Origin of the sequence: Aliikangiella coralliicola (genome assembly GCF_007004725.1) — a bacterium.
Classification (GTDB): domain Bacteria; phylum Pseudomonadota; class Gammaproteobacteria; order Enterobacterales; family Kangiellaceae; genus Aliikangiella; species Aliikangiella coralliicola.
The window spans coordinates 294978-306085 of sequence record NZ_ML660161.1; the positions used below are offsets into that span (position 1 = coordinate 294978).

Below are 11108 nucleotides of genomic sequence, written 5' to 3' on the forward strand. Positions count from 1 at the left end.
CCTTGAATTGATTCTCGTTTGCTAAAACCGCTATGAATCGACAGAATGCTTAGAACGAAAGATAAACACGCCCTACTATCAACTTAATATAACTTTTCGTTATTGGCCAGCCTTATCATTATCTGGAACGATAAAAGGCATGAAAACGACCAACTTTAACCTTAATTTGAGCTCAGATCTCGATTCGGTACTGAAAACCGAGTTGAGTAGTCCGCTGACAGCTGGAGTTCATCATCACCACCATCATCATAGGATGACGGTGGTTTCGTGCGTGTGACTTAAAACTTAGCACACAAATTCGAAAGCCCCGTTTACCACAGTAACCGGGGCTTTTTTAATGCCTGGAGAAAAGTAAACGGATTAACACTGAATTTAAAAACTGAAATTATCAAGCGTTAATTTGTTAAAATTTAATCGAGGCAAAAGAAATGACTTTAAAACTGGTATTACCTAAAGGGCGCATCAATACTAAGGTACTTAAGCTGCTTTCCGACTGTGGTATCGAGTTAATCGGCGATGAAAGGAACTATCGACCTAAGGCCTATGGCTTTGATCTGGAAGTAAAATTGCTAAAAAGCCAGAATATTCCTTCACTGGTTGAATTAGGCCAACACGATATCGGCTTTGCCGGTTTAGACTGGATTAAAGAGCGCCGCTCCGAGGTGGTAATACTACGAGACCTTGAGTTTGATCCGGTAAAAATAGTGACCTGCATACCAGAAGACTGGGACTGGCAGGAAATGCAAAAACGTAAGTTAATTGTTGCATCCGAGTATAAAAACGTTAGCACCGATTATCTCAACCGACTAGGCTTAGACTACCAGCTATTACGTTCCTACGGCGCTACCGAAGTATTTCCGCCGGAAGATGCCGATATGGTTATCGACAACACCTCCACCGGTACAACAATCAGGGCCAACCGATTGAAAATCGTCGATACTGTGATGACCAGTTCGACGCAGTTTATTGCTAATGCTGAGGCGCTGGAAGATCCAACCAAACGCCAACAGATTGACGATTTACTAACCTTAATGCAAGCGGTCATGAATGGACGTGACCGAGTGTTGTTGGAGATGAACTGTGCTAACGATCAAATTACTTCGATTGTTGAGCTGTTGCCGGCAATGCGTTATCCGACAGTATCAAGACTTTACCAGGAAAAAGGGTTCGCAGTGAAAGCGGCGGTGCAGAAAAGTCAGATTAAAGATTTGTTACCGAAACTAATCGCTGCAGGGGCGACAGATATCTTAGAAACCCCGATTCGAAAAGCAATTTAGTTGGAAGCAGAGACGATGAGCAACTTTACCAATTTCTCACCGCTTGAATCTGAAAATTCAGATAACAAGTCTGAAGAACCGGGGACGCTAAAACTCGACTTCAACGAGCGTAGCGATCAGATTAGCCCATTAATAGAAACGTTACCATTTGGCAAAACATTGTGGCGCTATCCCGAACGTCAGCGTTTGGAAGCCAAGCTGGCTGAGCTTAATGATTTACAACCAGAACAAGTGCTTTGCACTAACGGTGGCGACGAAGCAATCATGTTGCTAATGCGCATCGTTAAAGAAACTGGTAGCGTCATTTTACCGTTGCCCGCATTTTCCCAATATACCTGGGGGGTTGAAAGCTGGCAGTTGAATAAAACACTGATACCTGCGAAAGCTGATCTCGCTATTGATATTCAGGCAACTCAACAGGCTATCAAAGCTAATCCTAAAGCGGTGACAATAATAACCCGCCCGAATAATCCAACTGGGGAAATGATTCCGTTGGGCGATTTATTAAACCTGGTGGAAACCGCTCAAGCAGTCGGAGGGTGGATTTTTCTGGATGAAGCCTATATCGAGTTTAGTGAAGAACAAAGCGCTGTTTATTCACTGCTTAATCAATATGACAACCTGGTGGTCTTGCGGACTTTTTCCAAAGCTTATGGATTGGCGGGAATACGACTTGGTTATCTACTCGGTTCAAAAAAATTGATTAAGGAATTTGAACAACGCTGCATGCCGTTTAATGTCGCTGAGCCGAGTCTGCAAATCGGTATTCAGGCTTTGTCGGTTGAAAATAGAAAAGATGCCACTGATTATTGCAAAACGATTATCAGAAACCGTCAGCAAATCACTGGTTGGTTGGTGGAAGCGGGCTTTTCTCTTGTTCCAAGTCAAGCCAACTTTGTTATGATAAAACTGCCGCCTAATCAGGCGAAGGCAATTCAGTCCTTTTTGGCAAAAAATGGTATTTTAGTTCGCTCCTTCCAGTCTGACGAATTGATTAACTGTTTAAGAATTACCATTCCTTACAACACCAAAAGATTATTTGATAAATTGAAACAAGCTTTGTGGCCTGATTTGATTTGTCTGGATATGGACGGCGTTTTAATCGATACCAGTAATAGTTATGACGAATCAGTTAAAGCAACGGTATTGGAACTCGCCGGTGAGAAAATTTCTCAAGCCGATATAGACCGATTAAAAGATACCGGCGGATTCAATAATGACTGGGTTCTTACGCAAAAGTTACTTGAAAATCTGGGGCTCAATTTTGAATTACAACAAGTCATTGACGTTTTCCAGCGACTTTATCTTGGTGAAAATAATGACGGCCTGGTTACCAATGAAGAGCGATTGATAAGTGATCGTTTAATTGCGCGAATTAATGAAAGTCAAAACTGCCGGTTTGCTATTGTCACCGGGCGACCAAGAAATGAAGCCATTGCGGGCCAACAAATGTTGAACCTGCAGCGACTAGATCTGATCAGCCTTGATGACGTTGAAAAGCCTAAACCCTCACCGGAAGGAATTCAAAAATTACAAAACAAATACTCAAGTTTCAGTTGGATGTGCGGCGACAATCCAGACGATATGAAAGCCGCCAACGCCTCGAATTCACTCGCCGTTGGTATTGGCGAAAGAAACGCAGCAGCGCTTTACCAGGCGGGGGCGGATATTGTGTTAAAGAATATTAACGAACTGGAGGCATGGCTATGTCAACGCAGCTAAATAATCAATTAACAAATACCGTTGAAATCGAGCGTCAAACCAAAGAAACCAATATTGCATTAGCGCTTAATATTTCAGGCAGTCAGCAAATTAATATTAATACCGGAATCGGTTTTCTTGACCACATGCTGCAACAACTTGCGTCCCATGCTCGCTGGGATCTCGATATTCAAGTGAAAGGCGATCTCGAAGTTGATGATCACCACACTGTTGAAGATATTGCTATTTGTCTGGGTGATGCCCTCCAGCAAAGCTGGCGGAATTTGTCTTCGATGCAGCGTTATGGCCAGCGATTATTGCCGATGGATGAAGCGCTGATTATGTGCGCAGTTGATTTGTCTGGCAGAGGAATTTATGTCGGTGATTTGGAGTTTAGTCGAGAGAATCTTGGCGGAGTCAGCACTGAAATGTTTGAGCACTTTTTTCGAACACTTGCCTCAAGTGCGGCGATAACACTACATATCAACCCAATGTACTACCGCAATAATCACCATCTTGCGGAAGGGTGTTTTAAGGCGGTTGCTTATGCGCTTAAAGAAGCCCTTGGTAGTGCGACCGGAGAAAATACGACAAAAGGGATGCTGTAGCTGGTTGCCGTTGTTATTAATAAAGCCAGTTGTTGGCTAGAGAGTAAAAAACGATGAAAAAAATTCTAATTATCGACACCAAAGCCGGTAATTTATTTAGTCTGAAAGCTGCCATTGAAAGGTTGGGTTTTGCAGTCACTATTTTAGATAAACCGAATGACGAAACATTTGATGGTGTCGTTATTCCAGGGCAAGGCCGCTTTGGCACGGTATTGAAAAATATTCGCGAAAACAAGTGGGATGTATTTTTGGAAAGTGCCCGACAAATAAACTTACCTATCTTAGGAATTTGCGTAGGTATGCAGGTTTTTTTTGAAGCCAGTGAAGAAGATTCTAATGTTGCCGGTTTGAGCTGGTTTAAAGGCAAAGCGAAGGCGTTGGATTTTCCTAAAAAGCCAATGGTGGGCTGGGCGAAACTGGATAGTGAAATGTGGTCCGATTCTGTGGTTTATTTTGTGAATAGTTATGCGATAAAACAAAGTGATTTATCTATTGCAGAAACCTGTTATGGAGAAACTTTCTGTGCGGCGATTAAAAAAGATAATTTTATCGGCGTCCAATTTCACCCAGAAAAATCAAGTGAGGCCGGCAGTGAAATTATTCGGCAGGCATTGAGTTTGTCAGGAGCGGCAAAATGAACCAAATAGTAAAAAATCAGAGAGTAAAAAGTCAGGGAGTAAAAGAGCTTTCTCCCACTTCCAGCCTGATGCCACGAATTATAGTTTGTCTTGATGTTGATAAAGGAAGGGTAGTTAAAGGAACCAATTTCAAACAACTCAGAGATATGGGGGATCCCGTTGAACTTGCGTTAGCCTATGAACAACAAGGGGCAGATGAACTGGTATTTCTCGATATTTCAGCAAGTAATGAAAACCGACCGACGGCGTTGAAGCTGGTAACCGATATCGCCAGCCATTTATCCATTCCTTTTACCGTTGGCGGCGGGCTAAAAAAGTTAGACGATGTTAAAGCATTTTTAGATGCCGGCGCTGACAAAGTGGCTTTAAATACGACTGCGGTTTTACAACCTGAAATTATTAACCAAACGGCAAAAGCTTATGGTAGCCAGTGTGTTGTTGTGGCGATTGATGTCAACAAAAAAGACGATGGAACTCTGGGAGTTTACATTAATGGCGGACGTCGCTTAATGGAGAATGATTTCTTCTCCTGGAGCAATGAAGTTGCCGAACGAGGCGCTGGTGAAATTCTTTTAACCGCCATGCACAAAGACGGAACGGGGACTGGTTTCGACGCGGAACTGACCCGACAGGTGAGTGAACAAGTCAATGTTCAAGTGATTGCTTCGGGTGGTGCGAAAAACGAACAACATTTCCTCGATGCATTTCAGCAAGGCGCCGATGCCTGTTTGGCTGCAGGCATGTTTCATTCAGGAGAATATAGCGTCGGCCAGGTAAAGCAATACCTGAAACAAGCCGGGTTAAACATTAGAACTTAATAAGTGTCCAGGTAAACGACGCTTGTCATCTCCACTGCAGTCGAGATGACAGCTATGAATAAATATTTTTTAGGAAAACATTATGTTAATTCCATCAATTGATTTAATGAATGGTAAAGCCGTTCAGCTTAAGCAAGGCAAAGAAAAAGTACTCGAACGTGATGATGTGTTCGAGTTACTGGAAGAGTTTTCGGTTTATGGCGAGGTGGCGATTATTGATCTTGATGCCGCCTTGGGAAAGGGCAGCAATAAAGAACTTATCAAGCAGTTACTTAAGCGAAGACCCTGTCGAGTGGGAGGCGGCATTCGTGATTTGGAAACTGCCAGAGAATATATTAAAGCAGGCGCAAGTAAGGTTATCATTGGCACCAACTGTCGCAAAGACTGGGTAAAAAAGCTTTCCAAAGAATCGCTGATTTTTGCAATTGATGCAAAAGGAGATTATTGGTCAACACAAGGCTGGCAAACCACGGAAGGTGAAAAAGTTCTGGACCTGATCCCTGAGCTTGCTAAAAATTGCAGCGAGTTTTTATATACTCAGGTGGAAAAAGAAGGGCTGCTACAAGGAATCGATAAGCCGCGTATTGAGGCGGTGGTCGCGGCCTCGAATGTACCTGTTACGATCGCCGGCGGTATCACTGATCTGGAAGATATTCAATGGTTCACCAAACTCGGCGCCAATGGTCAGATAGGAATGTCGATTTATACGGGAAAACTTAAATTGAGCGATTGTTTTCTCACTCAAATCGATTTTGATAAAGCGCCTTTAGTGCCAACGATTGTACAGGATGCCGATACCGAGAAAGTCTTAATGTTAGCTTACTCAAATGCTGATTCTTTAACTCAGGCATTAGCTCAGCGTAAAGGAATTTATTGGAGTAGAAGTCGACAGGAGCTATGGGAAAAAGGGCTAACCAGTGGTAACCAGCAAGAATTAATTCAAGCCGATGTGGATTGTGACGGAGACACCATACTTTTTCGTGTTAAACAAAAAAATAATGCTTGTCACTTTGATCGTTATAGCTGTTTTGCGTCTCAGAAACGCCCCTTTAATTTAGATCGGCTCACTGAATTACTGAGTCGGCGAAAAGCTGAACTACCGGAAAAGTCTTTTTCAACTAAATTATTTCAGTCGGCAGAATTTCGTGCCGAGAAAATTCGCGAAGAAGCTGAAGAAATCATCGAGGCACAGAGCTTTGATGAGGTTCGCTGGGAAGCTGCCGATTTATTATTTTTTACACTGATTGATGCGCTGGCTAAAGATGTTGATATCAGCGATATTACCAACGAACTGCGGAGTCGTTTTAATGATAATTAATGCGAAAGACTGGCGACGGCCTGCGTTTGATAATGACGCCAAAGTGCAATCAGCGGTCGCAGAAATGTTGGCTGAAATTGAGCGTGACGGTAACGATGCAATTACTCGCTATTCGCTGAAGTTTGATCAGTGTGAGCCTAAGGTTATCGCACTTAAACCTTTTGAAGAATATCAACTGGATCCCGATTTGGCCGATTCGATCAAGTTGGCCGCGAAAAGAATAGAAGCATTCGCAAGTTTTCAAAAAGAGGGACTCACTTCAAAAACATTTAGTGATGATTATGGAACATTCGGACAAGTGGTGTCGCCAATTGAGCGGGTTGGTGCTTACATTCCCGGTGGGCGTTATCCATTAATTTCTACTGCATTAATGACATTAATACCGGCAAAAATTGCTGGCTGTCCGGTACGCGTTGCTTGTTCTCCTTCTGATAATCCAGCGATACTTGCTGCCGCATCTCTTGCGGGAGCGACTGAGTTTATTCGGCTTGGCGGCGTTCAAGCTATTGGCGCTTTAACTTTCGGTTTTGACGAGATTGAACCAGTTAATATTATCGTTGGTCCTGGTAATGCCTGGGTTAATGAAGCCAAAAAGCAAGTTCAGAGCCGGGTTAAAATTGATGGTCTGGCGGGACCAAGTGAGCTTTTAGCAATTTGTGATGGGGAACAACCAGTAGACTGGATTGCGTTGGATGCGCTGGCTCAGGCAGAACACGATCCCTTAGCCTGTTCGTTAATCGTGAGTGATGATAAGAAATGGTTGGAATCTTTGTCTGATTTTTTAAAGAGCGATAAGGAAACACTAACGCTTATTGATAATGGCCAAATCGAATTAATTTTTGCGTCTCAGCCTGCGGAATTAGTTGATTTTAGCGAGGGTTACGCGCCAGAGCATTTGATGTTGTGCCATCAAAAAATTAACGCTGAGCAATTGTCTAATTATGGTTCTTTGTTTGTCGGCGCGAATAGTGCTGTAGCATTGGGTGATTATATTTCAGGCCCAAATCACACATTGCCAACTTTAGGTTACGCCAAGCAATCTGGAGGACTAAGCGTCAGTGCATTCCTGAAAATTACGACAATACAAAACGTCAGTGATAATGGAAGAGTTTATTTATCGAATGCCGCTCAGAAAATTGCCGACGCTGAAGGGTTGAAGTTTCATGCAAAGAGTTTACAGATCAGAACTTAATATCAGGGTGTGTTGAGCATTTACTAGATGCTGGTTTGGTTAATCTAAATTTGAAGTATTGATTTGCTTAAATTTTACCCGTAAATATTATCTCAAAAACCAAAGCACTTTTTCTTACATTGGTATAAAAACATATTTTATTTGTTGGCGAGATTAAGTTGCGCGAAAAGCGAACAATTCACAGTTAAAGTGTGAATTATTCGCTTTGGTTCCCATCTATATTTTTGAATAATTAAATCGCAGAATTCGATTCTTCTCAAATAATCCGATTCGGGATGACTGATTTTTTCCCTGACGTGGTTAATTAATCTAGAAACGCAATTCAAGCGGACTAGAAATCCTGCCGTATTCTATTCCCATAATAAATATAAAACTATAGAGGCTACAAAATGAAATCAACAACAAAAAGTATTGCTGCGATGCTCTTACTACTCGGAGGAAGCATGTCGTTATCGGCTGCCGAATCCTTGTTTAAAAATATAGACAACGAACGTAACACTGCTCAATCGACACAGGCAAACCTTCCTGGAGAAGTTGCCAGTAACCGAGTACAACTCAACGCTGGTGTGCTTACCCAGAGTACTCAGCAAATTAAAATTGATTTACGCAAAGGATTATCACTAACCGTTGATAAACATAGCGCGCAAACGAATGCCCAGGGCAGCCTGGTCTGGCATGGTAAAAAAAGCAGCCAGGGAACATTAAGTAACCGCCAGAGTCAGCTTTCTAATGATGCCGTATTGGTTAAGCGGGCCAGTGGTATTACTGGTTCCGTTCGCATTGATGGAAAGCTTTTCAAAATTCGACCATTGGCCAACGGCATACACGAAATTATTGAAGTCAATGAAGCTGATATGCCGATGGAGCATCCGCCTGGAGAAATGCAGGTTTTGGAGCAAACGGCCAATGAATCTGCGATGATCAATAGTCTTAACCTTGATGCTGCCATCGCACCGCAAGCGTCTGCAAATGCACCGGATATCAAAATATTGGTTGCTTATACTGCGGCGGCAAATGCGCAGGTTTCTGATATGCAGGGGTTGATTGAACTGGCGGTTGCCGAAACTAATACCGGCTATACCAACTCGGCTGTCGATGCGACGGTTACGCTGGTGCACACTTACCAGGTGAGTTACACAGAAAGTAATTTCAGCACTGACTTAGCTTATTTCAGAAATGACAACGATGGCGTGATGGACGAAGTTCATGGTAAGCGTGATCAATATGGCGCTGACATTGCCGTCATTATCACTAATGTGAGTGACTATTGTGGGCTAGCGTCGGCGATTGGTGCGTCTTCTTCAACAGCCTTTGCCGCGGTTTATCACGGTTGTGCAACGGGTTATTATTCATTTGGCCATGAGCTGGGTCACTTGCAATCAGCCCGTCATAATCCTGAAGCTGACCCAACTAATTCGCCTTACGCATTTGGTCATGGTTACCAGTACACCAGTGGTGGATGGAGAACTGTGATGGCCTACAATTGCTCGCCAAGTTGTACTCGAATTAACTGGTGGTCAAACCCAAATAAAACGCGTAATGGTGTTGCAATGGGAACCAGCAGTCGTCATGACAATGCGCGAGTATTAAATCTGACTGCGGCAACTATGGCTGGCTTTAAGGGTGGCGGTACTAATCCTCCCGGCGATAATGAGTTAACCAATGGTGTAACAGTTTCAAACCTTTCCGGTGCTAAGGATGCACAAATACGATACACGATGGATGTTCCTGCAGCGGCTAACAGTTTATCATTTGTGATCAATGGTGGCAGCGGTGATGCAGATCTCTATGTGAAATTTGGTTCGGCGCCCACGACAGGCAGTTACGATTGTCGTCCATGGAAAAATGGTAACAATGAAACTTGCACAATCAGCAACATTCAAGCCGGTACTTACCATGTTATGTTGAATGGTTATTCCTCTTTCAGCGGCGTGTCTTTAACCGGAACTTATACTGAAGGAAGTAGCGGTGGTTCATTCGAGAACACCAATAACTACAGTATTCCTGATAACAATTCTACCGGTATTTCTAGCCCAATCAGCGTTTCACGATCGGGCGCTTCTGGCACAGTCAGTGTCGAAGTGAATATTGTTCACACTTACAAAGGTGATTTGATTGTTGACTTGATTCATCCTGACGGAACGGTTTATAACCTGCACAATCGTAGCGGCGGTGGCGCTAACAATATTAATCAGACTTATTCGGTTAATGTTGGTTCGAAAGATTCTGCTGGAACCTGGAATTTAAGAGTCAGAGATTTGGCCAATATTGATACTGGAAATATCGATAGTTGGAAAATCACTTTTTAGTTGAGAATTGATTAACTAAAAGTTACATAGTGTCATTTCGATCGCACTCATTTAGTCGATCGAAATGACCTGCTAACTACTTAGCATTGAATGAATATAAAATGACATTAATTCGGGATTATTCCACGACACAACTGATCGGCTTTTTTAAGTAAAGTTGGGTTTCGATTTTTGCCATGCATCGCCACCACCAAATTCTTTGCTTCACTGAGTGAAATTCCTACCGCGGTTACAAACAAGGCTTTTTGACTAGTACCTCGAAAAATTTGGCATTCCTCAGGTGTGCCGGCAAAGGTTTTTTTTGCCACGCCGATCACAGATGTTGATTGGTTAATCGCGTCGTAAAGGTGCATGCCTAACCCCTTTGAATGATCAGCGCCAAGGGTTACAAATCCGTCGATAACTATTGCATCTAGTGTTTCTTCGATTTCTTCGAGTAATGACAAAATACAGGGGAGTTCCCTTTTGTAAAATGAGCCAGGTTCGTATGGAGCGACTCCTTCTATCTTTTTGGTTATCGTTCTATGGACTGTGTCTGAATTCCAGTCAGGAAAAAGTACACCGGCGACAATGGATGAGTTATGTTCATATTGAACATCGATTGCTAATTTCAATTTACTTTACTTCTTTCAGTCAGATTTTAATTTTTAAACGTAACTTTCGAATTATTCCGCTTCTTCACAGAACGTTGTATTACTTCCTGCTTTATGGCTATCCAATTTGTAAACCAAAAGCGAGTAAGAAATCAACTTAGTTACGAATTATTTGACAGGGTTACTTTACCAACTAGGCTTTATATCGACATAATTACTTTTTTTATTTAGCGCTTAAAACTAATGACCCAATTCACAAACTTATCTAAATTAATACGATTAGCTGGACTGGCGGTAGCTGCTTTAATATCGATTGCCGCTTGCTCAAATAATACAGAAACCAACAAAATGGATCCTATTTCGTCTATTTCTATCGACTCAATTTTAAACACGGGAAGCCTGGAGTTTAAAGTAAAAACCAACCAAAACATCGTGATTAATGCCAATTCTTCTTCAATTTCATGGCAAGCATCTTTAGGCCGTATTGATATAAAAGCGGCCAAATTCACATTATTTGACAATAACGAGCAAAATATACTGCAGTTTATTGAGCCTGGCCGATATCAAATCATACTTACATCACATCAAACCGGGGGCGCACCGAATATAATGAAGCACACTCTGGTTGCAGTTGTTGAATAGAACGACTCTTAA

Annotated in this window: 10 protein-coding genes; 9 read left to right on the plus strand and 1 reads right to left on the minus strand. The window is 42.4% G+C overall.

Annotation, left to right across the window (positions count from 1 at the left end; all coding sequences use genetic code 11):
• Positions 1-428: 428 nt before the first annotated feature.
• The 8 genes from hisG to FLL46_RS04265 all read left to right on the plus strand — a co-directional run bounded on the left by hisG (position 429) and on the right by FLL46_RS04265 (position 9861).
• Positions 429-1277, plus strand: a complete 849-nt coding sequence (hisG, locus tag FLL46_RS04230; RefSeq protein WP_142892200.1) for an ATP phosphoribosyltransferase — start codon at positions 429-431, stop codon at positions 1275-1277.
• Between the two features lie 15 nt (positions 1278-1292).
• On the plus strand, positions 1293-2999 hold the full coding sequence (locus tag FLL46_RS04235) for an aminotransferase class I/II-fold pyridoxal phosphate-dependent enzyme (protein ID WP_142892201.1): 1707 nt from the start codon (positions 1293-1295) through the stop codon (positions 2997-2999).
• A complete protein-coding gene (hisB, locus tag FLL46_RS04240; RefSeq protein WP_142892202.1) occupies positions 2984-3586 on the plus strand; it encodes an imidazoleglycerol-phosphate dehydratase HisB in 603 nt (200 codons plus the stop codon). Before FLL46_RS04235 ends, hisB begins: the two co-directional genes overlap by 16 nt.
• Positions 3587-3639: 53 nt before the next feature.
• The gene (gene hisH / locus FLL46_RS04245; protein WP_142892203.1) at positions 3640-4224 is read left to right on the plus strand and encodes an imidazole glycerol phosphate synthase subunit HisH; all 585 of its coding nucleotides are present in this window, start codon (positions 3640-3642) and stop codon (positions 4222-4224) included.
• Positions 4225-4292: 68 nt separating this feature from the next.
• Positions 4293-5042, plus strand: a complete 750-nt coding sequence (gene hisF, locus FLL46_RS04250) for an imidazole glycerol phosphate synthase subunit HisF (RefSeq protein WP_142892576.1) — start codon at positions 4293-4295, stop codon at positions 5040-5042.
• A gap of 82 nt (positions 5043-5124) precedes the next feature.
• The gene (gene hisI, locus FLL46_RS04255) at positions 5125-6360 is read left to right on the plus strand and encodes a phosphoribosyl-AMP cyclohydrolase (protein WP_142892204.1); all 1236 of its coding nucleotides are present in this window, start codon (positions 5125-5127) and stop codon (positions 6358-6360) included.
• Positions 6350-7552 (plus strand): histidinol dehydrogenase, encoded by a 1203-nt coding sequence (gene hisD, locus FLL46_RS04260; RefSeq protein WP_168204043.1) that lies wholly within the window; start codon positions 6350-6352, stop codon positions 7550-7552. Before hisI ends, hisD begins: the two co-directional genes overlap by 11 nt.
• Before the next feature lie 389 nt (positions 7553-7941).
• Positions 7942-9861 (plus strand): proprotein convertase P-domain-containing protein, encoded by a 1920-nt coding sequence (locus tag FLL46_RS04265; protein ID WP_142892208.1) that lies wholly within the window; start codon positions 7942-7944, stop codon positions 9859-9861.
• A gap of 107 nt (positions 9862-9968) precedes the next feature.
• Here the strand turns inward: FLL46_RS04265 and FLL46_RS04270 are convergent, their stop codons facing one another.
• Entirely contained in the window at positions 9969-10475 is a 507-nt protein-coding gene (locus FLL46_RS04270) for an endonuclease V (protein WP_142892209.1), read from the minus strand.
• A gap of 222 nt (positions 10476-10697) precedes the next feature.
• Between FLL46_RS04270 and FLL46_RS04275 the strand changes: the two genes are divergently transcribed.
• Positions 10698-11096, plus strand: coding sequence for a hypothetical protein (locus FLL46_RS04275; RefSeq protein WP_142892211.1), 399 nt, complete (start codon positions 10698-10700; stop codon positions 11094-11096).
• Positions 11097-11108: the final 12 nt, after the last annotated feature.

Bases quoted from the DNA above. Each gene is read 5' to 3' on its own strand.
- hisG (WP_142892200.1), top strand. From the start codon at position 429: ATGACTTTAAAACTGGTATTACCTAAAGGGCGCATCAATACTAAGGTA.
- FLL46_RS04235 (WP_142892201.1), top strand. From the start codon at position 1,293: ATGAGCAACTTTACCAATTTCTCACCGCTTGAATCTGAAAATTCAGAT.
- hisB (WP_142892202.1), top strand. From the start codon at position 2,984: ATGTCAACGCAGCTAAATAATCAATTAACAAATACCGTTGAAATCGAG.
- hisH (WP_142892203.1), top strand. From the start codon at position 3,640: ATGAAAAAAATTCTAATTATCGACACCAAAGCCGGTAATTTATTTAGT.
- hisF (WP_142892576.1), top strand. From the start codon at position 4,293: ATGCCACGAATTATAGTTTGTCTTGATGTTGATAAAGGAAGGGTAGTT.
- hisI (WP_142892204.1), top strand. From the start codon at position 5,125: ATGTTAATTCCATCAATTGATTTAATGAATGGTAAAGCCGTTCAGCTT.
- hisD (WP_168204043.1), top strand. From the start codon at position 6,350: ATGATAATTAATGCGAAAGACTGGCGACGGCCTGCGTTTGATAATGAC.
- FLL46_RS04265 (WP_142892208.1), top strand. From the start codon at position 7,942: ATGAAATCAACAACAAAAAGTATTGCTGCGATGCTCTTACTACTCGGA.
- FLL46_RS04275 (WP_142892211.1), top strand. From the start codon at position 10,698: ATGACCCAATTCACAAACTTATCTAAATTAATACGATTAGCTGGACTG.